Source organism: Enemella evansiae (assembly GCF_002250705.1).
In the GTDB taxonomy this organism is placed as follows: domain Bacteria; phylum Actinomycetota; class Actinomycetes; order Propionibacteriales; family Propionibacteriaceae; genus Enemella; species Enemella evansiae.
This window is the reverse complement of the sequence record NZ_NMVP01000037.1, coordinates 51,276-76,310: the sequence shown is the minus strand read 5'-3', so window position 1 is coordinate 76,310 and position 25,035 is coordinate 51,276. Positions and strand designations below refer to the sequence as shown.

Annotated in this window: 23 protein-coding genes; 10 read left to right on the top strand and 13 right to left on the bottom strand. The window is 68.0% G+C overall.

Features of this window, described 5'->3' with window-relative positions; genetic code table 11:
• Positions 1 to 47: 47 nt before the first annotated feature.
• On the top strand, positions 48 to 293 hold the full coding sequence (gene secG, locus BI335_RS19495) for a preprotein translocase subunit SecG (protein ID WP_094361187.1): 246 nt from the start codon (positions 48 to 50) through the stop codon (positions 291 to 293).
• An 82-nt stretch (positions 294 to 375) separates the two neighbouring features.
• Complete coding sequence (locus tag BI335_RS19490; protein WP_094360908.1) at positions 376 to 732, top strand: RNA polymerase-binding protein RbpA; 357 nt, start codon at positions 376 to 378, stop codon at positions 730 to 732.
• 422 nt (positions 733 to 1,154) lie between these two features.
• Here the strand turns inward: BI335_RS19490 and pgl are convergent, their stop codons facing one another.
• From pgl to tkt, 5 genes are read right to left on the bottom strand one after another with little or no spacing between them, the layout of a single operon-like run.
• On the bottom strand, positions 1,155 to 1,862 hold the full coding sequence (gene pgl, locus BI335_RS19485; protein ID WP_094432994.1) for a 6-phosphogluconolactonase: 708 nt from the start codon (positions 1,860 to 1,862) through the stop codon (positions 1,155 to 1,157).
• Positions 1,859 to 3,088 carry a glucose-6-phosphate dehydrogenase assembly protein OpcA gene (locus BI335_RS19480; protein WP_094432992.1) on the bottom strand — a complete coding sequence of 410 codons (1,230 nt, stop codon included), beginning with the start codon at positions 3,086 to 3,088 and terminating at the stop codon, positions 1,859 to 1,861. Before BI335_RS19480 ends, pgl begins: the two co-directional genes overlap by 4 nt.
• 13 nt (positions 3,089 to 3,101) lie before the next feature.
• A complete protein-coding gene (gene zwf / locus BI335_RS19475; protein ID WP_094432989.1) occupies positions 3,102 to 4,673 on the bottom strand; it encodes a glucose-6-phosphate dehydrogenase in 1,572 nt (523 codons plus the stop codon).
• A gap of 48 nt (positions 4,674 to 4,721) precedes the next feature.
• The gene (tal, locus tag BI335_RS19470) at positions 4,722 to 5,831 is read right to left on the bottom strand and encodes a transaldolase (protein WP_094432987.1); all 1,110 of its coding nucleotides are present in this window, start codon (positions 5,829 to 5,831) and stop codon (positions 4,722 to 4,724) included.
• 33 nt (positions 5,832 to 5,864) lie between these two features.
• On the bottom strand, positions 5,865 to 8,072 hold the full coding sequence (gene tkt, locus BI335_RS19465; protein ID WP_229119701.1) for a transketolase: 2,208 nt from the start codon (positions 8,070 to 8,072) through the stop codon (positions 5,865 to 5,867).
• A gap of 285 nt (positions 8,073 to 8,357) precedes the next feature.
• Here tkt and BI335_RS19460 point away from each other — a divergent pair, with 285 nt between their 5' ends.
• From BI335_RS19460 to BI335_RS19445, 4 genes are all read left to right on the top strand, one after another.
• Positions 8,358 to 9,317, top strand: coding sequence for a heme o synthase (locus tag BI335_RS19460; protein ID WP_324252386.1), 960 nt, complete (start codon positions 8,358 to 8,360; stop codon positions 9,315 to 9,317).
• A gap of 754 nt (positions 9,318 to 10,071) precedes the next feature.
• Positions 10,072 to 10,767 (top strand): hypothetical protein, encoded by a 696-nt coding sequence (locus tag BI335_RS19455; RefSeq protein ID WP_133625779.1) that lies wholly within the window; start codon positions 10,072 to 10,074, stop codon positions 10,765 to 10,767.
• Positions 10,764 to 12,140 (top strand): hypothetical protein, encoded by a 1,377-nt coding sequence (locus BI335_RS19450; RefSeq protein ID WP_094432983.1) that lies wholly within the window; start codon positions 10,764 to 10,766, stop codon positions 12,138 to 12,140. Before BI335_RS19455 ends, BI335_RS19450 begins: the two co-directional genes overlap by 4 nt.
• Positions 12,140 to 13,324 (top strand): MFS transporter, encoded by a 1,185-nt coding sequence (locus BI335_RS19445; protein ID WP_094432981.1) that lies wholly within the window; start codon positions 12,140 to 12,142, stop codon positions 13,322 to 13,324. The genes BI335_RS19450 and BI335_RS19445 overlap by 1 nt, the downstream gene beginning before the upstream one ends.
• A 13-nt stretch (positions 13,325 to 13,337) precedes the next feature.
• Here BI335_RS19445 and BI335_RS19440 read toward each other — a convergent pair whose 3' ends face one another.
• Genes BI335_RS19440 through BI335_RS19430 form a run of 3 tightly spaced genes read right to left on the bottom strand, consistent with a single transcriptional unit; the run spans position 13,338 to position 15,693 of the window.
• Positions 13,338 to 14,231, bottom strand: a complete 894-nt coding sequence (locus tag BI335_RS19440) for a COX15/CtaA family protein (RefSeq protein ID WP_094432978.1) — start codon at positions 14,229 to 14,231, stop codon at positions 13,338 to 13,340.
• Positions 14,219 to 14,983 (bottom strand): ABC transporter permease, encoded by a 765-nt coding sequence (locus BI335_RS19435; RefSeq protein WP_094360886.1) that lies wholly within the window; start codon positions 14,981 to 14,983, stop codon positions 14,219 to 14,221. Before BI335_RS19435 ends, BI335_RS19440 begins: the two co-directional genes overlap by 13 nt.
• A complete protein-coding gene (locus BI335_RS19430; protein WP_229119700.1) occupies positions 14,980 to 15,693 on the bottom strand; it encodes an ABC transporter ATP-binding protein in 714 nt (237 codons plus the stop codon). Before BI335_RS19430 ends, BI335_RS19435 begins: the two co-directional genes overlap by 4 nt.
• A gap of 130 nt (positions 15,694 to 15,823) precedes the next feature.
• Here BI335_RS19430 and BI335_RS19425 point away from each other — a divergent pair, with 130 nt between their 5' ends.
• Positions 15,824 to 16,384, top strand: coding sequence for an RNA polymerase sigma factor (locus tag BI335_RS19425; protein ID WP_166646704.1), 561 nt, complete (start codon positions 15,824 to 15,826; stop codon positions 16,382 to 16,384).
• A 1-nt stretch (position 16,385) separates the two neighbouring features.
• On the top strand, positions 16,386 to 17,369 hold the full coding sequence (locus tag BI335_RS19420) for a hypothetical protein (protein ID WP_094432971.1): 984 nt from the start codon (positions 16,386 to 16,388) through the stop codon (positions 17,367 to 17,369).
• 41 nt (positions 17,370 to 17,410) lie between these two features.
• Here BI335_RS19420 and BI335_RS19415 read toward each other — a convergent pair whose 3' ends face one another.
• From BI335_RS19415 to BI335_RS19395, 5 genes are read right to left on the bottom strand one after another with little or no spacing between them, the layout of a single operon-like run.
• Positions 17,411 to 18,253, bottom strand: a complete 843-nt coding sequence (locus BI335_RS19415; protein ID WP_166646703.1) for an alpha/beta fold hydrolase — start codon at positions 18,251 to 18,253, stop codon at positions 17,411 to 17,413.
• A gap of 30 nt (positions 18,254 to 18,283) precedes the next feature.
• Complete coding sequence (gene dgoD / locus BI335_RS19410; RefSeq protein WP_094432967.1) at positions 18,284 to 19,429, bottom strand: galactonate dehydratase; 1,146 nt, start codon at positions 19,427 to 19,429, stop codon at positions 18,284 to 18,286.
• A gap of 4 nt (positions 19,430 to 19,433) precedes the next feature.
• A complete protein-coding gene (locus tag BI335_RS19405) occupies positions 19,434 to 20,294 on the bottom strand; it encodes a carbohydrate ABC transporter permease (protein ID WP_208109138.1) in 861 nt (286 codons plus the stop codon).
• On the bottom strand, positions 20,291 to 21,262 hold the full coding sequence (locus BI335_RS19400) for a carbohydrate ABC transporter permease (protein ID WP_208109137.1): 972 nt from the start codon (positions 21,260 to 21,262) through the stop codon (positions 20,291 to 20,293). Before BI335_RS19400 ends, BI335_RS19405 begins: the two co-directional genes overlap by 4 nt.
• Positions 21,263 to 21,290: 28 nt before the next feature.
• On the bottom strand, positions 21,291 to 22,616 hold the full coding sequence (locus BI335_RS19395) for an ABC transporter substrate-binding protein (RefSeq protein WP_208109136.1): 1,326 nt from the start codon (positions 22,614 to 22,616) through the stop codon (positions 21,291 to 21,293).
• 211 nt (positions 22,617 to 22,827) lie between these two features.
• On the opposite strand from BI335_RS19395, the gene BI335_RS19390 reads away from it, so the two are divergent.
• Together BI335_RS19390 and sufB are read left to right on the top strand one after the other, a co-directional pair.
• On the top strand, positions 22,828 to 23,604 hold the full coding sequence (locus BI335_RS19390) for a helix-turn-helix transcriptional regulator (protein ID WP_324252385.1): 777 nt from the start codon (positions 22,828 to 22,830) through the stop codon (positions 23,602 to 23,604).
• A 1-nt stretch (position 23,605) separates the two neighbouring features.
• Positions 23,606 to 25,021: a Fe-S cluster assembly protein SufB gene (sufB, locus tag BI335_RS19385; protein WP_094432965.1), complete on the top strand. Its 1,416-nt coding sequence runs from the start codon at positions 23,606 to 23,608 to the stop codon at positions 25,019 to 25,021.
• Positions 25,022 to 25,035: the final 14 nt, after the last annotated feature.

The following is a 25,035-nucleotide window of genomic DNA, read 5'->3' as shown; positions in this document are numbered from 1 at the left end:
GCCCCACGGGGATTAGAGTTGCGCGCGTGATTCTGCTCCCGCTGGCCATGCAGTGGCCGATCCTCGTCGTGACCATCGTGCTGGGTCTTACCAGCGTGATCCTGGCGCTGATGGTCCTGCTGCACAAGAGCCGTGGCGGCGGCATGTCGGACCTGTTCGGCGGTGGCATGTCCACCTCGCTGGGTGGCACCTCGATCGCCGAGCGCAACCTGGACCGGATCACCATCATCGTCGGCGCGATCTGGTTCGTCAGCATCCTTGCGTTGCTGGCGCTCTACCGGTTCCTGGCCTGATCGCCGACCACCCCCGAACCCCCGGCCGGATGCGGCCGGTCGACCCAATGGGCCCGCAGGCCCCGAAGAAGGAGACACACACGTGGTAGGTGGGAGCGCCATCCGAGGCAGCCGAGTCGGTGCCGGGCCGATGGGGGAGGCGGAGCGCGGGGACACCGCTCCGCGGCTGTATGTGTCCTACTTCTGCGCCAACTCGCACGAGACCCGCCCGGCCTTCGCGGCCGACGCACAGGTGCCGGAGACATGGGACTGCCCGCGCTGCGGCCTGCCGGCCAACATGGACGCCGAGAACCCGCCGCCGCCGCCGAAGACCACGCCCTACAAGACCCACCTGGCGTACGTGAAGGAGCGCCGCAGCGACTCCGAGGCCGAGGCCATCCTGGACGAGGCACTGACCGCCCTGCGCGCCCGCCGCGCCGCCGGCGAGGTCATCTACTGACAGTGGGGGCGGCGCCCCCCACACCCCCCGGAACGATACGGACGAGCGGTGCTTCGCACGTCCTCTGTTCCGCCCCGAAGAAGGGCTTCGCCCCTTCGGCGGGCGAGGGCTCCGCACCTCGCGCTCCCCGCTGGTAACGGGAACACCCGCTGACCAATGGGTGTTTGATGCCCAGGCGGTATCAAACCATCTGCTGATGCCCGTGCGGTATCAAACCATTTGCTGATGCCCGTGCGGTATCAAACCATTTGTTGATGCCCGTGTGGCATCAAAGATTTCTTTGATGACTGAGGGGCATCAGACAATTCCTTGATGCCACCTGGGCATCAAAGGGGAACCGATTCACCGGGGTCTGGGACAGGCAGAATTCGGCCCGGCGAGCCGGCCCGCGACCCCCGGCAGCAGGCCGGTGGCGGCCTGCCTCACCGATCGGCGGCGGCGTCCTCGTCGAGGAACCAGACGGTACGCAGGCGGCCGTGTACCGCGCCCGCGGGCAGGTTCTCATCCCCGTCGATGGCGCGGGCGGCGGCGTCGGCCTTCTCCGCGCCCGCGACGATCAGCCAGACCTCGGCGGACTGGTTGATCACCGGGATGGTGAGGCTGATCCGCTCCGGCGGCGGCTTGGGGGAGTCGGTCACCCCGACCACCGTGAACGAGGTGTCCTGCTCAAAGGACGGGTGATCGGGGAAGATCGAGGCCACGTGGCCGTCCGGGCCCATGCCGAGCAGGCAGATGTCGAAGCGGATGTCGCCGAGCTCGGCGGCGTACTGCATCGCCGCCTGGTTGAGGTCGGCCTGACCGCCCTCGGCCGGCATCGGGTGCACCCGGGCCGGGTCGAGCGGGATGGTCGCGGCGAGCAGGGCCAGCGTCTGGCCGGCATTGCGGTCCGGGCTCTCGGTGGCCACGAAGCGCTCGTCGCCCCACCAGAACTCGACCCGCTTCCAGTCGACGGTGTTGTCGCCCTGGCCGTCGGCGAGCTGGCGGTACATCCGGTTGGCGATCCGTCCGCCGGTCAGGCAGAGCTGGACCACCCGGTCGGGATCGGCCTGCAGTTCACTGATGGATCGGCGGAGCTGATGCGCCACCGATTCGGCGAGCTCGTCGGCATCGCCACAGGTGATCACGGTCATCCAGTCGTCCTTCCTCCGGTCCGGGGGGCGGTTCTGGGTGCGCTTCTGCCGGCCGCCGTCTTCTTGGCGGCGGCCTTCTTCGTGGTCGTCTTCTTCGCCGGCGCCTGCTTCGCGGCGGACTTCTTCGCCGTCGTCTTCTTCGCCGGGGTGGTTTTCTTCGCCGCGGCCGTCGTCTTCTTGGCGGCAGCCTTCGTGGCGGTCGTCTTCTTGGCAGCGGTCTTCTTCGCCGGCGCCTTCCCGCGGACCGCGGCCTGGGCGGCCTTCGCCTCGGGGGTACGCCGGGCCGCGCCCTTCAGGGTGCGGCGGCGGCCGGCGTCCGCGTCGGTACGCTCCAGTCGCTTGACCAGCATCCGCGCGGCCTGCTCGAAGATGTCGTCGGCGTCCATCCGGCGCAGCTCCTCGGCGAGCAGCTGGTTGGTGTCCCGCCGGCGCAGCGCGACCAGCCGATGCGGCTGGCCCGGTACCACGTAGGAGGCCAGCAGCCCGTCGGCGCGGGTGATCGCGATGTCACCGGCCGGCGTGGTCATCCGGACCGCGGTGATCCCCGGGCCGCGGGAGTTGAGCCGCTGCACGTCCACCTTCAGCCGGGCCTCCAGCCAGGACGCCAGCAGGTCGGCCGGCGCGTTGTCCCGCGAGGCCTCAACGCTGGCGCGCAGGATCGGCGCCGGGTACTGGTCCAGGGAGGCCGCGAGCAGCACCCGCCACGGGGTGAGCCGGGTCCAGGTCAGGTCGGTGTCGCCGCGGGCGTGGTTCTTCGCCCGCGCCTCCAGCGCCTGCAGCGGCCGCGCCGACCCCATGGCGTCGGTGATCCGCCGGTCCGCCAGGGCGCCCAGCTGGTCCTTCACCGGATCGTCGGGGGCCGCACCCGGCCACCAGACCACCACCGGGGAGTCCGGCAGCAGCAGCGGCAGCACCACCGAGTCGGCGTGCGCGGCGACGTCCCCGGCGACCCGCAGCACGATGATCTCGCCGGGCTCTTCGCCGATGCGTACCTCGGCGTCCAGTCGGTGCCGGCGACCCTTGCCGTGGACCACCAGCAGGATCCGGGAGGGGTGCTCGCGGCCGGCGGCCAGGCAGGCCTCCAGCGCGGCCTCGGAGTTCTTCTCGTCGGTCGGCACGATCAGGGTCAGCACCATCCCCGAGGTGGGGGAACCGATGCTGCGGCGGCCCTTGACGATCGCCGAGGCGATCTTGGCCGAGGTGGTGTCGTTCAGCTCGATGATCATCGCGTCTCTCCGATCAGGGCCGGCGCCAGCTGCGGCCGTCGCGGGCGAGCATCTCGTGGGCGCTGGCGGGGCCCCAGGTGCCCGCCGGGTAGTCCTCGGGCGGCGTACCGAGACTGGCCCAGTAGTCGAGGATCGGATCGAGGATCATCCAGGACAGTTCGACCTCCTCGCGCTGCGGGAACAGCGGCGGTTCGCCGAGCAGCACGTCCAGGATCAGTCGCTCGTACGCCTCGGGGCTGTTCTCGGTGAACGATCCGCCGTAGGCGAAGTCCATGTTCACCTGCCGGATCTCCATCTGGGTGCCGGGGACCTTCGCACCGAACTGCAGCGTGACGCCCTCATCGGGCTGGATCCGCATCACCAGGGCGTTGTTGCCGAGCTCCTCGGTGTCGGTATCGGTGAACGGCAGGTGCGGGGCCCGCTTGAAGCCCAGCGCGACCTCGGTGACCCGGCGGGGGAGCCGCTTGCCGGTCCGCAGGTAGAACGGCACTCCGGCCCAGCGGCGGTTGTCGATGTCGACCCGGATCGCGGCGAAGGTCTCGGTGGTGGACTTCGGGTCGATGCCCTCCTCCTGGATGTAGCCCTTCACCTTCTCCCCGCCCTGCCAACCGGCGGAATACCGGCCCCGGGCGGTGTGCGCGGCCATGTCGACCGGCGGCCGGGTGGCGGCCAGCACCTTCTGCTTCTCCACCCGCAGCTGGGCCGCGTCGAAGGAGTTCGGCTCCTCCATCGCGGTCAGCGCGAGCAGCTGCAACAGGTGGTTCTGGATCACGTCGCGGGCCGCGCCGATGCCGTCGTAGTAACCGGCCCGGCCGCCGATGCCGATGTCCTCGGCCATCGTGATCTGCACGTGGTCGATGTAGTTGTTGTTCCAGACCGGCTCGAACAGCTGGTTGGCGAACCGCAGCGCCAGCATGTTCTGCACGGTTTCCTTGCCCAGATAGTGATCGATCCGGAAGACCGAGGAGGGCGGGAAGACCGAGGAGACCGTACGCTCCAGCTCGCGCGCCGACTCCAGGTCGTGGCCGAACGGTTTCTCGATCACCACCCGGGACCAGGAGCCGCTGTGCGACTCGGCCAGCCCGAACTTGCGCAGCTTGCCGACCACCGTGTCGAACAGGCCCGGCGGGAGCGACAGATAGAAGGCGTGGTTGCCGCCGGTGCCGCGGACCTGGTCCAGCTCGGTGATGGTGTTCTTCAGCGTGATGAACGCGTTGTCGTCGGTGAGCTCACCGGGGACGAAGCGGATCCCCTCGACCAGCTGCTGCCAGACCTCCTCGCGGAAGGGCGTCCGGGCGTACTGCTTGACCGAGTCGTGGACGATCTTCTCGAAGTCCTGGTTCTCCCAGTCCCGGCGGGCGAAGCCGACCAGCCCGAAACCGGGCGGCAGCAGCCCCCGGTTCGCCAGGTCGTAGACCGCCGGCATCAGCTTCTTGCGGGACAGGTCGCCGGTGACGCCGAAGATCACCAGGACGCACGGCCCCGCGATCTGCGGCAGCCGGCGATCCTGCGCGTCGCGCAGCGGATTGGACTTGCCCAGCGCCCGCGCCAGGTCGATCGGGGCCTGCGCTGTCGCTTCAGCCACGCTCTGCTCCTTTTCCTTGCCTGGAACGATTCCTGACCGGGTACGGCCTCAGCTGCTCTGCTTGAGCTGGTCGGTGACGGTCTGCACCAGTTCGGCCCAGGACTTGTCGAACTTCTCCACACCCTCGTCCTCGAGCACCTTGACCACGTCGTCCATGTCGACGCCGACCTGCTCCAGCGCCGCCATCGTGGCGCGGGCGTCGCCGAGGTTGCCGGTGATGGTGTCCGGCTGCACCTCGCCGTGGTCGGCGAAGGCCTGCATGGTCTTCTCCGGCATGGTGTTCACCGTGCCCGGAGCGATCAGCTCGGCGACGTAGAGGGTGTCCGGGTAGGCCGGATCCTTGACCCCGGTGGACGCCCACAGGGGGCGCTGCACGGTGGCCCCCTTCGCCTTCAGCGCGGCGAACCGCTCGCCGGACTCGAAGACCTGCTGGTAGAGCTCGTAGGCGAGCCGGGCGTTCGCCACGGCGGCCTTGCCCTTGAGCGCGGTGGCCTCCTCGGTGCCGATCGCGTCGAGGCGCTTGTCGACCTCCGAATCCACCCGGGAGACGAAGAAGGACGCCACCGAGTGCAGCCGGGCCAGCTCCCGGCCCTGCTCGGCGGCCTGCTCCAGGCCGGCCAGGTAGGCGTCCATCACGCCCTGGTAGCGCTCCAGCGAGAAGATCAGCGTGACGTTGACCGAGATCCCCTCGGCGATCGTCGCAGTGATCGCCGGCAGCCCCTCCTCGGTGGCCGGGATCTTGATCAGCACGTTGTCCCGGCCGACCACCTCGGCCAGCTGCTTGGCCTGGGCGATGGTGCCGGCGGTGTCGCGGGCCAGCCCCGGCTCGACCTCGATCGAGACCCGGCCGTCGACCTTGTCGGAGGCCCGGTTGGTGGCCGAGAAGACGTCGCAGGCCGCGCGGACGTCGTCGGTGGTCAGGGCCTGGATGGCCTCGTCGACACTGGTACCGCGGTCGCGCAGGATCTGCAGCTGCGCCTCGTACGCCTCACCGTTGGACAGTGCGGTGGCGAAGATCGTCGGGTTGGTGGTGACGCCGACGACCGAGGACTCGGCGACCAGCTTGGCCAGATCGCCGGTGGCGATCCGCTCGCGGGACAGGTCGTCGAGCCAGATGGACACTCCGGCGTCGGCAAGCTTCTTCAGTCGTTCAGACATGGCTGCTCCTCTTGGGAATCAGTGAGTTCGGTGTTACTTGGCGGTGGCGATGTCCGCGGTACGGACCCGGCCATGCGCCCGGCGGGGGAGTGCGTCCCCGGGGTTCTTGACCGTCGCCAGGCTCTCCTTGGCGGCCTCGACGACGTGCTCGGCGGTGAAGCCGAGCTTCTCGAACAGCAGCTCGCCGGAGGCGGAGGCGCCGTAGTGCTCCAGGCTGACCGCGCGGCCGGTGTCGCCGATCAGGTCCTGCCAGGACATCGACACCGCGGCCTCGACCGACACCCGGGCCTTCGTCTGCGGCGGGATCACCGAGTTGCGGTAGTCGTCATCCTGCTCGTCGAACCACTCCCGGCAGGGCATCGACACCACCCGGGCCGCGATGCCCTCGCTGGCCAACTGCTCGGCCGCGCCGACGGCGTACTGCACCTCCGAACCGGTCGCGATCAGCACCACGTGCTGGTCCGCGTCCGCGTCGCCGAAGTCCTTGAGCACGTAACCGCCCCTGGCGACCCCTTCCAGACCGGCGAAACCGTCGGTGTCGCGAGGGAAGGTCGGCACGTTCTGCCGGGTCAGGATCAGCCCGGCGGGCCGGTCGGTGTGGTTGAGGATCGCCTGCCAGGCGGCGACGGTCTCGTTGGCATCGGCCGGGCGGACCACGTCCAGCCCCGGGATCGACCGGAGTGCGGCCAGCTGCTCGACCGGCTGGTGGGTCGGGCCGTCCTCACCCAGGCCCACCGAGTCGTGGGTCCAGACGAAGGTGACCGGCAGCCCCATCAGCGCCGCCAGCCGGACCGGCGGGCGCATGTAGTCGGAGAACACCAGGAAGGTGCCGCCGTAGACGCGGGTCCGGCCGTGCTGGGTGATGCCGTTCAGGATCGCGCCCATGGCGTGCTCGCGGATGCCGAAGTGCATCACCCGGCCGTACTCGTTGCCGGTGAACATCTCCGACTGCCGGTCCGCGGGCAGGAAGCTCGGCTGGTCCTTCGGAGTGGTGTTGTTCGACCCGGCCAGGTCGGCCGAACCGCCCCACAGTTCCGGCAGCGTCTTGGCCGCGGCGGTCAGGAAGTCGCCCGAGGCGGCGCGGGTGGCCTTGCCCTTCTCATCGGCCTCGAAGACCGGCAGGTCGGCGTCCCACCCCTCGGGCAGCGAACGGGTCTCGAGCCGTTCGTAGAGGGCGGCGCGCTCGGGGTTGGCGGCCTTCCACGCGTCGAACTTCTCGGTCCACTCCGCCTGCTCCTGCTTGCCGCGCTCACCCAGGCCCTTGCGGGAGTGCTCGATCACCTCATCGGCGACCTCGAAGGTCTGTTCCACGTCGAAGCCGAGGATCTTCTTGGTCGCGGCGACCTCCTCCTCGCCGAGGGCGGAGCCGTGCGACTTGCCGGTGCCCTGCAGTTTCGGTGCCGGCCAGGCGATGATCGTGCGCAGCTGGATGAACGAGGGCCGGTCGGTGACCTTGCGGGCCTCGTCGAGCGCCGCGTCGAGCGCCTTCAGGTCCTCGACGTAGGCACCGCCGCCGTCGGGGGAGGTCTCCTCGTCGCGGTCGCGGACCCAGTCGACGGTCTGCACGTGCCAGCCGTACGCCCGGTAGCGCTCGGCGACGTCCTCGGTGAAGGCGATCTTGGTGTCGTCCTCGATGGAGATCCGGTTGTCGTCCCAGATCACCGTCAGGTTGCCCAACCGTTGGGTGCCGGCGAGCGAGGACGCCTCGGAGGCGACCCCCTCCTGCATGTCGCCGTCGGAGGCCAGGCAGTAGATCTGGTGGTCGAAGATCGACTCACCGGGCGCGGCGTCCGGGTCGAACATGCCGCGCTCGCGGCGCGCCGCCATCGCCATCCCGACGGCGTTGCCGACACCGGTGCCGAGCGGCCCGGTGGTGGTCTCCACACCGTCGGTGTGACCGTACTCGGGGTGGCCCGGGGTCTCCGAACCCCAGGTGCGCAAGGCTTTCAGGTCATCCAGTTCCAGCCCGAAACCGCCCAGGTAGAGCTGGGTGTAGAGGGTCAGCGAGGAGTGACCGGCGGACAGCACGAACCGGTCGCGGCCCGGCCAATGGGTGTCGGCGGGGTTGTGCCGCATCTTCTTCTGGAACAGCAGGTACGCCGCGGGGGCGAGGCTCATCGCGGTTCCCGGGTGACCGTTGCCGACCTTCTGCACCGCATCCGCGGCGAGTACCCGAGCGGTGTCGACCGCTCGGGAGTCGAGTTCGGTCCAGCCTTCGGGAAGGTGGGAGGCGTCTGTCACGGAGGGGGTCCTTTCACGCGTTGGTTCAGCACCAGCAGGGCAGTGGTGTCCGCAGGCCGGCCGCCACATGATGGCACGGCGCACGTCACGGAACGGTCACAACCGACCCTACTGCGTGGTTCCGAAGGCATGGCAGCAGCCCCTGCGGACGCCGTCGGTGTCGGTGTGATTCAAGTCGCGGTCTCTTCGGCCCACGTCGGTTTCTACCCGCTGCCCGATGGTCGTAGACTGCATGGGACCCCGCGGGCGTACCCCGGCCGCCTCCACCGACCAGAAGAAGGTTCAGTGACCCACACCGATGCCCACCCGGTCGTCTCCACGGCTGGTTCGGTTGAGAGTGGTTCGGTCCCGGCGGCCACCTGGCGGGACGTGGTCAAGGCCTATGTCGCGCTGACCAAGCCCCGGATCGTCGAGTTGCTGCTGGTCACCACCGCGCCCGCGATGTTCCTGGCCGCCCGCGGCGTACCGCACCTGGCGCTGGTCTTCTGGACGCTGATCGCCGGCGGCCTGGCCGCGGCCAGTGCGAACACCTTCAACTGTGTGCTGGACCGCGACATCGACGAGAAGATGCGCCGCACCCGCCGCCGCCCGATGCCCCGGCATCAGGTGTCGCCGCGCGCCGGCACCATCTTCGGCATCGTGCTGGGGGTGGCGGCCACGCTGCTCTTCGGCTTCTTCGTGAACTGGCTGTCCGCGGTGCTGGCGCTGGTGGCGAACGCGTTCTATGTGCTCGTCTACACGATGTGGCTGAAGCGGTCGATGTCGCAGAACATCGTCTGGGGCGGGATCGCCGGTTGCTTCCCGCCGCTGATCGGCTGGACCGCGGTGACCAACTCGGTCGCGCTGGCGCCGTTCGTGCTGTTCGCGATCGTCTTCTTCTGGACCCCGCCGCACACCTGGGCGCTGGCCTTCCGCTACCGCGCCGACTACGCCGCGGCCGAGGTGCCGATGCTGCCGGTGGTGATGTCCGCGCCGCGGGTCGCCAAGCGGATCCTGATCTACTCCATCCTGATGGTCGCGACCTCCATCTCGCTCTGGCCGATCGCCGACACCGGCTGGCTCTACCCGGCCGTCGCCATCCTCGGCGGTGCGGTCTTCCTGATCGAGGCCATCGGCCTGCTGCGCCGCGCCAACGCCGGCGCCCTGGACGCCGCGCTGAAGCCCATGCGGCTCTTCCACTGGTCGAACAGCTACCTGGCGCTGATCTTCCTCGCCGCCGCGATCGACCCGCTGATCTTCCACTAGTTCCCGGCTCGCGTCAGCGCGCCATCACCCCGCGCGCCACATCGCGATCCATCGAATCGTGTGTGCAAAGGTCCATTCCTGCAGCAATCGACGGGTACGCCGAGGGTTCGATGGATGGCGGTGCGTGGCCCGACCGACCCGGCATCGCGCGCGACGGCCGAGCCAGCGGAGTTCTGCGCTTGCAGTAAGGCCTGAGGGTGACCTGGCGAACGCCAGGACATGCAGTAGTACGCGAAATCCATGATCAAACCCAGTGAGACTGGGTTTTCGATCGCGAATAGTTGCCCTACTGCATGTCCCTGCGTACGCCAGCGGCGCGGATGATTTCTCCGATTTGTCGAACTTCCGGCGGATGACCGCCATGGCCGATACGCTCACGATCCCACCCCCGGGATGTAGGAGAGCGCCGCGCCTATGCGATTTCGTGAACGGATCAGAAGTTACCTGCCGATCATCGTGGTGGCCGCCGTCTGCGTCGTGGCGGCTGGCCTGCTGGTCTCGGTTTTCGCGCCCGAACCGGTCCGTCCTTCCAAGCCAGTGATCGTCACCTCCGGGGAGTGGGCGCCATACGTGGGTGAGGGAATGCCACAGGGTGGGCCGACCGCACAGATTGTCACCGAGGTACTCGAGCGACAGGGTTACGACCCCACGGTCCGATACACATCGTGGTCATTGGCCACCAAGCAGTCACAGGAACAGGGTGTTCACGGCGGGCAAGGACCGACTCCGGGATTTCGTGGCCTCGGATCCCCTGATGGAGTTCGAGTACGTTCTTTTCACCCGCAGGGACAACGAGCGGGCCAGGCAGATCAAGATTCCGGAGGATCTGCGCGGGTTGAAGATCGGTGTGGTTCCCGGATACGACTACTGGGCCTCACTCATGCAGGCACCTGCCGGCAAGGTCACCTTCGATTCGAGTCTCGAGGCCTTCGAAGCCCTCAATCGCGGTGATGTCGACCTCGTTCCGGAGAGCCTTGAGTCCGGAGCCGCCGTCCTGACCGATCCCCGATTCAGCGGCGATGCCGCAGCATTCGAATCAGTGGACCCCAGCGGCAACCCCTTGCTGGGTTCCAAGGAGACCCTCCATTTCCTGATCAAGAGATCTGTCCAGGGTGAGGAGATCATGGCGGGCTTCAATCGGGAACTCGCTGCGTACAAGCTGACCGAGAACTATCGCCGAGCTGTGGCCCCGATCACCTCGCCCAACCAAGAGGCCGCAGAGCTGGTCGGTGCGGGACCGGTCGAACTGTTCACCGTCCAGGATCAGCAGGTGGTGCTCTCCGCGCCGGGTGCAAAGGTCCATGTCCGCCGCTGGCCGACAAGTTATGCAACCCCAGGGCCGGCCCCGCGGACCGAACGTGCCGAGGTGAAGGTCATCGACGGTCCTCTCGCTGGACGAATTCTCGAGGTGGACCCGGCCGCCCTGCGATTGATCAAGGAGCCCGGATGATCAAGTTGTGCGCACTGGTCCCCTCGTCGATCGACTTCCGCGAGACACTGGGTGCCGCCGAGCGCAATCCCGCCGCTTATGAGGAGTTCTGGCAGGCAGTCGAGCGCAGGTTGCTCGAGGACAGCGTCTTCGACGCCAACACCATGACCGTTGCTCGTGCACGTCGGGACAACAAGGGTTGGGGCAGCATCGTCGACGACGATCTGGACCGACCGGTCGAAGTGCTTTCGCTGCGCTTCAATCCCGAGCTGTTTCCCTTGACTCCACCGGAACCCCTTGAATTGATTGACATCGAGGACGCCATCACCTGCCGGTTGTACAACCATGGCGTCTTCTCGGTCGAACTGGAATGCAGCGTGGCGGAAGGTCCGGATTCACCCCTGGCTCCCCGCCTTGATGACATCGACGAAGCATTCACCGAGTGGATCCCCAGGTTCATCAAGTTCCTGCACGACCGGTTCCTGGTGCAGATCGTCACCAGTATCCGTGATGTCGACCCACGTGCGGAGTTCGTCGAGCCAGCAGCGCGTACGCTTCCCGGTCGAGATGGCTGCCTGGGTCGTCCGTTGTGGATCACGAGATCCCTGTGCATCCAGGAGAATGATCCCGCGCTTGCCGATCTCGTCAACGAGTGGTTGCGGGATGTCGAGGCCGTCGAACCTGGTGTGGCGCAGCGGCTGATCGATCCCGGCAGTGGCCTCCGACAGTTCGCCAGATGGTTCCACCATGTCTTCCTGATGACCGAGGACGAGCTCCGCCAACCCCTTCCGCAGACCTTCCCGGACATGATGTTCGCCCTCCGATACGCCCAGTACTTCTACGGGGCTACCGAACAGGAGGAGATCCGCCTGAAGGGAATCCTGGCGCTGTCCCTGGCCAAGGATCCGCCATGGCCGATGGCCGAACTCCGCCGAGAGCTTGAGCAGGGCTCCCGCCGCGTGGCGTTCATCGAGATGGAGCGTTCCGAGATAAGGAAGTTCCTGCGTCGGGCTCGGTTGCGGGAGTTCGACGGACTGTTGGAATCCTGGAAGTTCGACGAGATCGTCGTGCAGCCCGCCAGGGAGAAGGTCGATGCAGCGGACAAGAGACTCTCAGAGCTCTCCGAGACTCGATCATCGCGTGCCTCGTTGTTCACCGATGTCATCCTGCTGGCCATTGGAATCACCTCCGTGGTGAGCACAACGCTCGCGCTGACCGAGTTCGGACGAACGATGAACAGTGATCCGGGGATGGCGAGTTATGACGGCGGCGGGAGCCGCCTCGTCGCCTGGTTCGCCGCTCAGTCCGCCGACGGGCTCCTGTTGGCATCCATTGCGGCCTGTCTGATTCTCACGGTCCTCTATCTCTACTTCCGGCGGCTCAGCAACCGTTGATGACTGCTCGTCGGAATTTGATCGCCCTCACTGCCATCGAGGGGTTGCTGGCAGTTCAGTTCTGGTTCCCCGTGTGGATGATCTTCCTGCTGGATCAGGGTTTCAGTCTCACCACGATCGCTCTCGCCGACGGCTGCTTCCGAGTAGCGGTGGTGATTTCCGAGCTTCCGATGGGAGTGCTGGCAGATCGATTCGGGCAACGTATTGCGTACCTGTGGTTGGCGCTGCTGACCCTGTTCACCTTCGTTGGGGCTGCCTTCGTCCAGTCGACCTGGCAGGTGATGGTCATCTGGTTCCTGTGGGGCATCCAGTGGGCGGCCGCCTCCGGCTTGGGGAGCGCCGTTCTGGCGGAGTTGGCCAGCACGGGCAGGCTGGCGGTTGGATTGCATCGCGCGTGGAGCCGGGTGCGCGCGGTCAGTACCGCGACTGGTGCGGCGAGTCTGGCCTTCGCGGGGTTGCTCTATCAGACAGACATCCGGCTCCCGTTCTTGCTGACAGCTCTGGCGGGAGGCCTGATTCTGCCGCTGCTCCTGCTGCTGCCAGCGATGCCGCGGCACAGAGTCACCAGTCGATCACCGTGGCGGACCCCCGATCCGCGAAGTCTGCTGCCGGCCGGTGGTGCGATGCTGCTGGGCATCTGGGTGCTGACTGTCGCCTGGACGCTGGTCATCCTCTATCAACCTCTGGCGACGGAGTTGGGAATCGGTGCCGAAGGGTCGGCGCTGATGTATGTGCTCTATGCGGTCTCAGGCGTGTTGGCGAGTGCGTTGTTGTCGACCCTCCCCGAGCGATTCGCGCCTTGGGCAGTCGGGCTCGGCGCCGTGCTGATGATCGGGTCGACCGCTGCTGTGGGCTTGTGGCCCGATCTCGGGCCAGTGCTGTGGGTCCCGGTCATCGGTGCTGGGTTCAATCTGGTCTGGGTGACCACCGAAGCGTGGATCGGGATCAAGGCGCCACCGCATGCAAGGTCCACGGCCGTCTCAGCAGCGAGCTTTCTGAGCGGGGTGGTGATGATCGGCACTCGGCCAGGAATGGTGCTGGTCGCTGAGCGTTGGTCGGCGCAGTTCGCATTCGTGATCTGGGCGATGCTTGCGGTCCTTTTCGGGGGAGTGCTCTATCTGGTCTGGCGACTGATCCGACGATTGCCGAACGCAGCCCCGAGCCAGCCAGAGACACCCTCCTGACAGGAGGGTTTCGTCAGCGGGTCGTGACCTCCCGGCGTACGCCCCAGAGGAGATTCGCCGCCAGCGCCGAGACCACCGACACCCCGATCATGTGCAGTGCCACGATCCAGATCGGCAGGCCGTTGAAGTACTGCAGGTAGCCGACCAGGCCCTGGGCCACCACCGCCAGCGCCAGCCAGGCCGCGGCGCGGGAGCGGGTCAGCCACCAGGCGATCGCCAGCGCGATGATCACTGCCCAGACGCTCCAGGCGTGTGCCTTGGCGACGACCTCCAGGGTGAAGCCGGTCCGGGCGGCCTCGTCATCGCCACCGTGCGGGGCGGAGCCGGTGACCAGGGTGCCGAGCACCACCGAGAGCATCACCAGCCAGAAGGTGATCCGGGCCCACAACTGGCCGGCCGCCGAGACGGGTTGTGGTTCGAGTCGCTTCGCGCGGCGGACGAGCAGCACCAGCACCACGACCAGCGCCACCGAGACCAGCAGGTGCCCGGCGACCACATAGGGGTTGAGCTGGGTGAGCACGGTGATCCCGCCGATCACTGCCTGAGCAGGGATTCCGAGCGCCGCCCAGAACGCGATCCGGCGCAGGTCGCGGCGCGGCCGGCCGTTGTCGCGGACCCGCATCGCCGCCCAGAAGGTTCCGATCGCCAGCGCGATCAGGGCGAAGGTGAGCAGCCGGTTGCCGAACTCGATCGCCGGGTGCAGCCCGAAGCTGTCCGGGATCAGCGACTGGTTGGTGCACTTCGGCCAGGTCGGGCAACCGAGCCCGGACTTGGTCAACCGGACCAGCGCACCGGTGAGGATCAGGCCCATGTTGCCGGCGAGCGAACCGATCGCCCAGCCACGCAAGGTCCGCCACCGGCGTTCCTCGGCAGCCGTCTGGGTGGGCTCGGCGGTCAGGACATCCATCGGAACACCTTTCTGGTCAGCAGACTGGCCGCTACCGCCCAGACCAGCAGCACCGGGAGCGACCACCAGATCGCCTGCCCGGTCCCGGCGCCACGCAGTGCCTCGGCCAGGGCCGCGGTCGGCAGCGCCGCCACGACCGGTCGGATCGCCTCCGGATATCCGGAGAGCGGCAGCAGGACGCCACCGGCGACCGCCAGCAGCAGATAGATCAGGTTCGCCAGACCCAGCGTCAGTTCGGCGCGCAGCGTACCGGCCAGCAGCAGCGCCAGGGCGGCGAAGGCGACCCCGGCGAGCACCGTCGCCAGCACCCCGATCAGCACCGGGAGTGGCTGCAGCACCGGTCGCCAGCCGAGTGCGAACGCGGCGAGCATCAGCAGCACCAGTTGCCCGGCGGTGACCAGCAGCAGCGAGATCGCCTTGCCCAGCAGCAATCCCGTCCGTGTCAGCGGCGTACTCGCGAGCCGTTCCAGCACCCCGTAACGCCGCTCGAACCCGGTCGCGATCGCCAGCGAGGTGAACGCCGAGGACCAGATCGCCAGCGCCAGCACCGAGGGCACCAGCAGCGCGAAGTCCAGTCCGAACCGGTCGCCGAGCAACCGGCCCAGCACCAGTGCACCGATCGGAATCACCAGTGCCAGCAGCAATTGCTCGCCGTTGCGGACCAGCAGCATCGCCTCGGTACGGGCCTGTCGCCAGACCCGGGTACCGGCCGGTGCGGCACCGGGGGCGGGGGAGAGGTCGAGGGTGGTCATCGTGCCTCCGGTCGGGTGGCGGCCAGGAACAGCTCCTCCATCGAGCGTTCGGCGGTCAGCTCGGCGACCGATCCGGCGAGCACCACTCGGCCGGCATCGATGATGTGTACGCCGTCGGCGAGTGTCTGCGCCTCGTCCATCGCGTGGGTGGTCAGCAGCACCGAGACCCCGGCGGCCCGCAGGCTCGCCAGCAGCTGCCAGATCTGCCGGCGAACGTGCGGATCGAGGCCGGCGGTGGGCTCGTCGAGGAAGACCAGTTGGGGGCGCCCGATCAGCGCTCCGGCCAGATTGACCAGCTGCTGCTGGCCGCCGGAGAGCCGGCGATAGGTGGTCTGGGCGAAGCGATCGATGCCGAGTTCGCCGGCCAGCGCGGCGACCGGCAGCGGGTGGGCGTACAACCCGGCGAGATGGTGCAGCAGCTCGAGCGGCTTGATCCCGGACCAGGCGCCCACCGATTGCGGCATCACCCCGATCAACCCGGCGGCGGCGGCCGCGGCCGGAGTGGTCCCGCAGACCTCGATCGTGCCGGTGAACTCACCCGGCCCGTAGAGGCCGGTGCAGCAGCGGATGGTGCTGGTCTTGCCGGCGCCGTTGGGGCCGAGCAGTGCGGTGATCTCACCCGCCGGGGCGGTCAGCGACAGCCCGTCGAGGATCGTCCGACCACCACGCGACAGCCGGACGTCGGCGAGGTCGAGGGCGGTTGCGGGCACCGCCTCATTGTACGGCCGATGACCCGCGGGACCCGCGCCGGCGAGCGGGTCCTTCGTCACACCCGCAGCGGCCATGCCTGCGATGTGTCACGATGAGCCCGGAGCCGGCAACAGACTGGGTGTGAACCAGATGAGAGAGACCGGGCCGGCCGAGGCCGAGGCGGGCTTTCGGGGTGTGTACGCCTCTTTCGCCGGCCGCGTCTATGCATTCGCCCGGCGGCACAGCGATCCGGAGACCGCTGAGCAGGTCGTCTCGGACACCTTCCTCGCTGCCTGGCGGCGTTGGGACGAGTTGCCGGAACCCCTGTTGCCCTGGTTGCTGATCACGGCCAGAAACTGCCTGGAAACTCACTGGCGTGGTGAGCGACGACGGCGGGAGCTGGTCGATGAAGCGGCGTTTCAGTTGCTGGCCCAGTCATCGGCAGGACCAGAGAGCGAGGTCTTGGCTCGGGAGGAGATGCGCGCCGCGTTGCGCTCCTTGTCCCCTCGGGACCGCGAGGCGCTCCTGCTCGTTGCCTGGGACGGGCTCACCCAACCGCAGGCGGCTCAGGTTCTCGGCATCAGTCGCAATGCGTTTGCCGCAAGGATTTCCCGCGCTCGCCGGAGGTTGGAGGCTGCCCTCACCGAACTCGATGACCGACCCGATGGTCCCAGCCAGGCGACCGTCACCGCCAACGAACCGAGGTATTGAGATGACGAACATCGATCTGCAGTTGCGGGCCGCCCGTCCCACCGACGATGAACTGGCGGCGGAGTTTCCCACCGCTCGGCGCCAGGAATTGCTCGACGGGTTGCTGTCCGCCCGCTCGGATGAACCGGTGATCGATGCACCCGCCACTACGGGCCCGCGCCCGTCATCCCGATTCCGCATCATCGCTGTTGCGGCTGGGGTGCTGGTCGTCACCGGGATTGCGATCGGGGTGCAACTGGCGCCCAACGAGCCGCCGGCCGAACAGCAGCAGCCCGGTCCTGTTGGTGGGGTGCTCGCCCCGCCAGTCGCGGCTGCCGCCACACTCGGCGATCTCGCGGAGCGGGCGAGAACGAGCGTGGACGTGCCCGCTGGGGCGTACCGGCTGGTCGTGCGAAGCCAGGGGGACGGTCTCACCATCAACACCTACACAGCCGGTGATGGCTGGACCTGGCGCAAGGACACTCGTCCGGGCAGCTCGACCTTCTACTCGGTGCTGCGACCGACATCGGAGGTTGCCCCCAGCGATCCCGCCGCGTTGCAGCGGTGGCTGAGCGAGCGGGCCACGGGCACCGAGTCCACCACCCAGGCGATGTTCAAGGAGATTGGTGAGCTGGTCCGTCAGGAGACCACTCCGCCCGCCGTCCGTGCGGCTGCGATCCAGGTGTTGTCGTCGCTTGCCGATGAATCCGGTCAGTCCCTGCCGCGGCCGAAGGACCCCGGAATGACGACCCCACTGGTGACCGTCGAACGCGCCGAACTCGCTGGCAAGGCGGTGCTGGTCGCGCAGTTCACCGACCGATCGCAACCGGCAATCAGTGCCTCACTGACCTTTGACGCCCGGAGCTCGGAAGTGGTGGCAGAAAGCGGCGGCCGGGATCGGGCCCTGCAGACCAGCTACCGGCGCGAAACGGTCAACGCGCTGCCCGCCGATGTCATCGACGCGGTCGGCACCGAGCGCCGCGAACAGATGGTCACCAGGGGCTGAGTCCGCGCGGCGTTCTCTCGTCACCGCCGTCCAGGACCGAGTCAGCCGGTCCGCAGCATCGTGGTGAGGATCTCCGCACCGTGGTTGACCAGCAGCGACACATGGCCCTCACCGGGGATCAGGGTGCTGCGCGCGTCGGGGATCCGGGCGGCCAGTTCCCGGGTCTGGGACCAGGGGACCAGGGCGTCGTCCTTGCCGTGCCAGAGCCACACCGGCACCCGCACGGTGGCCGGGTCGAAGTCCCAGTCACCGCCCAGCAACCGGGTCTCCAACCGGGCCGCGGCGGTGCCCTGACGGACGCCCTCGCGGAAGCCGCGGGCCAGGATCGGGGCGACATCGGTGGCCAGTTCGACCCGCTCACCGGCCGCGCTGCGGGTCTTCAGCCAGGTCCGGGAGAGGGTGACGCTCCAGGCCTCGGCGGGCATCTTCAACACCCCGGTAGGTACGCCGAGGCGGTTCTTCAGCGCGGACCAGGCACCATCCAGCGCGCCACCCGGTCCGACCCCGCCGAGTACGCCGACCGCCGGGACCAGCTCGGGCCGGGCCGCCGCCCAGGCCAGGGCGTACGCCCCGCCGGCCGACCAGGCGACGATCGGTGTCGGGCCCAGCCCGAGCACCTCCAGGGCGCCGGACAGGTCACCGGCGAACTGGGAATGGGTGCGTTCGCCGACCGAGTCCGACAATCCGATACCGGGCCGGTCGACCGCGATCAGGCGGACACCCACCTCGCGCGCCGCACCGTCCATCAGGGCGCCGATCAGCCGCGACCCGGGCTGGCCGTGCAGGAACAGCATCGGCACCCCGGTCGGGGTGCCGTAGTCGGCGAAACCCAACGACCTGCCGTCGGGCAGGCGCAGTGTCTGGGCGGTGGGATCGGTCGGCACGACCGACATTGTGGCCCACCGCGGCAACCCTCACCACTCCGCGAAGGAACCGTCCGGGTAACGCCACCACGGGGTGCGCCAGCGGTGCCCGATCTGATCGGCCCGGCGCACCGAGGCCTCGTCGATCTCGACCCCCAGTCCCGGGCCGAGCGGGCGTTCCACGTAACCGTCGACGAAGCGGAACACCTCCCGGTTCAGTACGTGGTCGAGCACCTCGGCGCCCTGGTTGTAGTGGATGCCGATCGACTGCTCCTGGATCACATGGTTCGGGCTGGCGAACCCGACCTGCAGCGAGGCGGCCAGGGTCAGCGGGCCGAGGGGGCAGTGCGGGGCGAGCTGGACGTCGAAGGTCTCGGCCAGGCTGGCGATCCGGCGTACCTCGGAGATCCCACCGGCATGCGACAGGTCGGGTTGGGCGACCGCGATCCCGGCCTGCAGTGCCGGCAGGAACTCCTGCCGGTTGAACAGCCGCTCGCCGGTGGCCACCGGGATGGTGGTCGCGGTGGTCACCTCACGCAGCAGGTGGGAGTTCTCCGGCAGCGTCGGTTCCTCGATGAACAGCGGCTGCAGCGGTTCCAGCAGGGGAGCGATGCGGCGTACGTTGCCGACGCTGGCCCGGCCGTGGAAGTCGACCGCCACGTCGCGGTCGGCGCCGAGCACCTCGCGGGCGGCGGCCACCCGCTGCACGACCCCGTCGATCTCGGCGACCGTGGCGATCCGCGACATCCGGCCGCTGGCGTTCATCTTCACCGCGGTGAACCCGGCCTCGACCTGGGCGCGGATCTGCTCGGCGACCTCGCTCGGTTCATCCCCGCCGACCCAGCAGTAGACCCGGATCCGGTCGCGTACCGGTCCACCGAGCAGCACGTGCACCGGTACGCCGAGGGCCTTGCCCTGGATGTCCCACAGGGCCTGGTCCAGGCCGGCCACCGCGCTGGAGAAGACAGCCCCGAAGCGATAGAAGGAGGACTTGGTCATCACCTGCCAGTGGTCCTCGATCCGCATCGCCGGCTGACCGATGAGCAGCTCGGCGAGTTCACCGACGGCGGCCCGCACGGTGTCCGCGCGGCCCTCGACGACCGCCTCGCCCCAGCCCGCGATCCCTTCGTCGGTGGAGATCTTGACGAACAGCCAGCGTGGCGGCACCAGGAAGGTCTCGACCGCGGTGATCCTCACCCGTTCACCCCTTGGTGGCGCCGGCGGTCATGCCGGCGACGATGTAGCGCTGCATGAACAGGGCGAGCACCATGATCGGAACGGTGATCACCGTGGCGGCCGCCATCAGGCCACCCCAGTCGATGTTGGCGTAGGCGATGAAGTTGAAGATCGCCACCGGCAGGGTGCGGGTGTTCTCCCCGGACAGCACCAGCGCGAACATGAAGTTGTTCCAGGAGAAGATGAACGCCAGGATGCTCGCGGTCGCGATGCCGGGCATCGACAGGGGCAATGAGATCCGCAGGAAGGCGCCGATCGGGGTGAGTCCGTCGACCTGCGCCGATTCCTCGAGCTCGGTCGGCATCTGGTCGAAGTAGGACATCATGATCCACACGATCAGCGGCAGCGCGACGAACATGTGCGAGAGGATCAGCGCCGAATAGTTGCCGACCAGCCGCAGGTTGGAGAACACGTAGTACCACGGCACCAGCAGCGAGACGCCGGGGATGATCCGGGCCATCAGCACCAGCGCGGAGGACCGCCGCATGTCGAAGCGGCTCATCGCGTACGCCGCCGGTACGCCGAGGATCAGCGACAGGCCGGTGGAGGCGAAGCCGATCACGAAGCTGTTCCAGATGAACGGCAGGAAGTTCTCCTGACCGAACACGGTGCGGTAGTTGTCCAGTGTCGGTCCGAAGACCAGCGTCTTGCTCGGATCGGTGATGTCCAGGTTGGTCTTCAGCGAGGCCAGCACCATCCACAGCAACGGCAGCAGGAAACCGGCGATCACCAGCACCAGGGCGAGGACCCGGGCGAGGCTGGTCGCGGTCTGCGCCGTGGACCGGGGTCGACGGGTCGGCACACTGGGGGAGACGGTGCTGCTCACTGCGCGCTCCTGTTCCGGCGGATCACCAGGATCGAGACGATGATCATGATCATCACGAAGAAGAGCACGAGCACCGTGGAGGAGAGGCCGTAGTCGTTGTAGTCGAAGGAAAGCCCGTAGGCGTAGACATTCAGCGTCTCGGCCTCGTTCGAGGAACCGCCACCCTTGCCCTTGGTGGCGTAGAGGATGTCGAAGGTCTTCAGTGCGTCGATGGAGCGCAGCAGGACCGCGGCGATGATCGTCGGCATCAGGATCGGCACGGTGATGAACCAGAACCGCTGCCAGGCGTTCGCACCGTCCACCCGGGCCGCCTCGTCGGGTTCCTCGGGCAGCGAGGTGAGCCCGGCGAGCAGGATCAGCACCACCATCGGCGTCCACTGCCAGATGTCGACGAAAGCCAATGTGGCAAGGGCCTGCTTGGGATCGGAGATCCAGCCCTGCGCCGGCAGGCCGAGGACGCGCATCAACTGGTTGGCCGCACCGGTGGTCGGCTCGAAGATCAGCAGCCACATCATGCCCACCGCGACCGGGGTGGCGACCAGCGGCAGCAGGATCACCACCCGGACCAGACCCTGGCCCTTGAAGGGTTTGCGCAGCAGCAGGGCGATGCACATGCCGAGCACCACCTCGACGACCACCGCCACGACGGTGAAGAAGACGGTACGCCCGACCGCCGGCCAGAAGCGACGGGTGTCGGTGAGCACGGTGGCGTAGTTCTCGAAGCCGATGAACTCGAAGTCCGCGCGCACCGATCCCGACGCGTCGGTGAGCGACAGGACGATCGTGTAGATGATCGGGAAGGCGACCATGGCCACCACGAAGACCATCGCCGGTCCGGCGAAGACCCATTTGCGGTGCCGATTGGCCCAACCGGCGAACCCGCTGGTCGGCCGCACGCCCGGGCCCGCGCCCGGGTTGGTCACCCCGGGGGTGGTTGGCCCCCGGGTGTCCGAGGTGGTGGTGGACATGGTCGCCTCCCGCCGATCGTTGGTTGGGCTATCGCTTCTCGCCGTCCAGGAAGCTCTGGAACTCCTGCTGGGCGGTACCGGCCGAGCCGGCGACGTCCTGACCGCCGATCGAGGCGACGATCGGCCCACCGACGATGTCGCGGGCCTTGCCCACCTGGACCACCTCGGGACGGTCATGGCCGATGCCGACCTTGGACTGTTCCTGGATCACCTGGGCGAGCTCGGCCGGGAAGCTCGTGGTGCCCTGCGGATCGGCCCACACCGAGGCCCGCGCACCCGGCGTACCGGCCTGCTGCATCCGCAGGGTGAGGTCCTTGCTGGTCGCCCACTTGATGAACTGCCAGGAGGCCTCCTTGGCCTCGGAGTCGTTGTTGACCCCCAGCGCCCAGGAGGTCACGTTGTAGGGCTTGGAGCCGGCGCTGCCGGCCGGGAAGGCGAGGTAACCGGTGGAGTTGGTGGCCTTCGACTTCGCCGGGTCGATCGCGTTCTTGTAGAGCGAATCGGCGTCGATCAGGAAGCCCGCCTTGCCCTGCTGGTAGATCGCGAACGCATCCGGCCAGTTCATGTTGGTCGCCCCGGGCGGGCCGTAGTTCTTCAGCAGCGAGCCGTAGCGGGTGTAGGCCCGGACCGCCTCGGGAGTGTTGACCGTGGCCTTGCCGTCGGCCGACCAGTCGCCGCCCTCGGAATAGAGGAAGGAGGAGAACTGGGTGACCGCCGCGGCGCGCTGGCCGCGCATCGAGATGCCGTAGGTGTCGGGCACCTTCTCCTTGATCGTCTTCGCCGCGGTCTCCAGTTCATCCAGCGTCTTCGGCGGCTGTACGCCGGCCTGGGCGAGGATGTCCTTGTTGTAGTAGACGACCTGGCGTTCGGTGATCAGCGGTACGCCGACGACCTTGCCGTCGATCGTGGTGGACGCCTTCGCGGCCTCCTGGAAGTCGCCCCAGTCGTAGTCGGCCTCGGAGGTGTTCTGGGTCAGGTCGGCGACCCACTTGTTCTTGGCGAACTGGCGGCCCTCCTGCAGCGGCCGGTACATCATCACGTCGATCTCGTTGGTACCGGCGTTCAGCTTGACGTTGTACTGATCGGAGAGCTGGCTCTCGCCGAGGGTGGTCACGTTGACCTTGATGCCGGACTGTCGCTCGAACTCGGGGATCACCTTCTGGATCTCGGTGGTCCACACATGGTTCGCCATCGTGACCTTGATCTCCTTGGTCTCCGATGCGGGCTTGTCCCCGCCGCCGCAGGCGGACAGCAGCAGGGAGCCGGCCAGGACGGTCGCCAGGGCCGCGGTTCCGCGGACCATCCGGGACTGCGTCGCGGGCCGAAGATTCTTGCTGGGGCGGTGATTCCTCATGGGTATCGTCTCCCGTCTCGCGGCGGGGCATCGTTGCGACCCGCTCCGTGGGAATCACCCTAGACACATTAAGTATGATCATTCAATCGTCTGGCGGCGATTGGGATCACGATGTCCTCACGATCGCGGTGGCGGTGGCCTGGACCCCATCGGGCCGGCGGCTTAGGGTGCCCTTGCTTGCGTGGGGAAGAAATAACGCAAGAATGGCGTTGTGAAAAACGTGCGAGACGACAGGGGTACGCCCGGAGTCGCCCTCGCCGAGACCGCCGAGGACCAGGCGGCCGGGGCGGAGGGCCCCGTTGACGATGCCTCCACGCGCCAGCGGGTGCAGCAGTCGATCATGCAGCACGGCCCCTCGACCGCGGTCGAGCTGGCCGAGCGGTTGGAGCTGACCCCGGCCGCGATCCGGCGCCACCTGCAGGTGCTGCTCGACCGCGGCCATCTGGTCTCCCGCGAGCAGCGGGTCTACGGTGCCCGCGGCCGCGGCCGGCCGGCGAAGGTGTTCGCGCTCACCGACACCGGACGCCAGTCCTTCCACCAGGCCTATGACGATCTCGCGGTCGCCGCGCTGGCCCAGCTCGTCGAGGCCGCCGGTGACGGTGCCCTGGAGGAGCTGGCCCGGGCCCGCGTCGCCACCGTCGAGCAGCGCTATCGTGAGCTGCGGGCCACCGAACCCGACGGCAATCCGGTCGAGGCGTTGGCCCGGGCGCTGTCCGCCGACGGTTACGTGGCCTCGACCCGCCCGGCACTGGCCGGTGAGCAGCTCTGCCAGCACCACTGCCCGGTGGCGCACGTCGCCGAGCAGTTCCCGCAGCTGTGCGAGGCCGAGACCCAGCTCTTCGGCCAACTGCTCGGCGTACCCGTGCAACGACTCGCCACCATCGCCCACGGCGACGGTGTCTGCACCACCCACATCTCGACCCGCACCAGGGACGGCAGCGCCGCCGCCCGACCCCAGAACCGCTCGACCTCGAACCAGGAGGACTGACATGACCGAGCTCGACCAGAACCAACAGCTCGACGCCCTCGGCAACTACGAGTGGGGCTGGCACGATCCCGACGTCGCCGGTGCCTCGGCCCGCCGCGGCCTGAACGAGGCCGTCGTGCGCGACATCTCGCAGTTGAAGGACGAGCCGGAGTGGATGACCAACCTGCGGCTCAAGGGCCTGCGGCTGTTCGACCGCAAGCCGATGCCGACCTGGGGCGCCGACCTCGACGCCATCGACTTCGACAACATCAAGTACTTCGTCCGCTCCACCGAGAAGCAGGCGCAGAGCTGGGAAGACCTGCCCGAGGACATCAAGAACACCTACGACAAGCTCGGCATCCCGGAGGCGGAGAAGGCCCGCCTGGTCGCCGGTGTGGCCGCCCAGTACGAGTCCGAGGTGGTCTACCACAAGATCAACGAGGAGCTGGAGCGGCAGGGTGTCATCTTCATGGACACCGACACCGCGCTGAAGGAGCACCCGGAGCTGTTCCAGGAGTACTTCGCCACCGTCATCCCCGCCGGTGACAACAAGTTCTCCGCGCTGAACACAGCGGTCTGGTCCGGCGGCTCGTTCATCTACGTGCCGAAGGGTGTGCACGTGGAGATCCCGCTGCAGGCGTACTTCCGGATCAACACCGAGAACATGGGCCAGTTCGAGCGGACCCTGATCATCGCCGACGAGGGCTCCTACGTGCACTACGTCGAGGGTTGCACCGCGCCGATCTACAAGTCCGACTCGCTGCACTCCGCGGTCGTCGAGATCGTGGTGAAGAAGAACGCCCGGGTGCGCTACACGACCATCCAGAACTGGTCCACCAACGTCTACAACCTGGTCACCAAGCGCGCCACCTGCGCCGAGGGTGCCACCATGGAGTGGATCGACGGCAACCTCGGTTCCAAGGTGACGATGAAGTACCCGGCGGTCTACCTGATGGGCGAGCACGCCCGCGGTGAGACCCTGTCCATCGCCTTCGCCGGCGAGGGCCAGCACCAGGACGCCGGCTCCAAGATGGTGCACTGCGCACCCAACACCTCCAGCTCGATCGTCTCCAAGTCGGTCGCGCGGGCCGGTGGCCGGTCCAGCTACCGCGGCCTGGTGCAGGTGCAGCCCGGTGCCGAGCACTCCGCCTCCTCGGTGAAGTGCGACGCGCTGCTGGTCGACCAGATCTCCCGCTCCGACACCTACCCCTATGTGGATGTCCGCGAGGACGATGTGTCGATGGCCCACGAGGCGACGGTCTCCAAGGTCTCCGACGACCAGCTGTTCTACCTGATGTCGCGCGGCATCGAGGAGGACGAGGCGATGGCGATGATCGTGCGCGGTTTCATCGAGCCGATCGCCAAGGAGCTGCCGATGGAGTACGCCCTGGAGCTCAACCGGCTGATCGAGCTGCAGATGGAAGGCGCCGTCGGCTGACGCCGTTCCCTCGC

Coding starts and splice junctions, on each gene's coding strand:
- secG (WP_094361187.1), top strand. CDS start 48: ATGCAGTGGCCGATCCTCGTCGTGACCATCGTGCTGGGTCTTACCAGC.
- pgl (WP_094432994.1), bottom strand. CDS start 1,862: ATGACCGTGATCACCTGTGGCGATGCCGACGAGCTCGCCGAATCGGTG.
- BI335_RS19480 (WP_094432992.1), bottom strand. CDS start 3,088: ATGATCATCGAGCTGAACGACACCACCTCGGCCAAGATCGCCTCGGCG.
- tal (WP_094432987.1), bottom strand. CDS start 5,831: ATGTCTGAACGACTGAAGAAGCTTGCCGACGCCGGAGTGTCCATCTGG.
- BI335_RS19455 (WP_133625779.1), top strand. CDS start 10,072: ATGGAGTTCGAGTACGTTCTTTTCACCCGCAGGGACAACGAGCGGGCC.
- BI335_RS19450 (WP_094432983.1), top strand. CDS start 10,764: ATGATCAAGTTGTGCGCACTGGTCCCCTCGTCGATCGACTTCCGCGAG.
- BI335_RS19445 (WP_094432981.1), top strand. CDS start 12,140: ATGACTGCTCGTCGGAATTTGATCGCCCTCACTGCCATCGAGGGGTTG.
- BI335_RS19440 (WP_094432978.1), bottom strand. CDS start 14,231: ATGGATGTCCTGACCGCCGAGCCCACCCAGACGGCTGCCGAGGAACGC.
- BI335_RS19435 (WP_094360886.1), bottom strand. CDS start 14,983: ATGACCACCCTCGACCTCTCCCCCGCCCCCGGTGCCGCACCGGCCGGT.
- BI335_RS19425 (WP_166646704.1), top strand. CDS start 15,824: ATGAGAGAGACCGGGCCGGCCGAGGCCGAGGCGGGCTTTCGGGGTGTG.
- BI335_RS19420 (WP_094432971.1), top strand. CDS start 16,386: ATGACGAACATCGATCTGCAGTTGCGGGCCGCCCGTCCCACCGACGAT.
- BI335_RS19400 (WP_208109137.1), bottom strand. CDS start 21,262: ATGTCCACCACCACCTCGGACACCCGGGGGCCAACCACCCCCGGGGTG.
- BI335_RS19395 (WP_208109136.1), bottom strand. CDS start 22,616: ATGAGGAATCACCGCCCCAGCAAGAATCTTCGGCCCGCGACGCAGTCC.
- sufB (WP_094432965.1), top strand. CDS start 23,606: ATGACCGAGCTCGACCAGAACCAACAGCTCGACGCCCTCGGCAACTAC.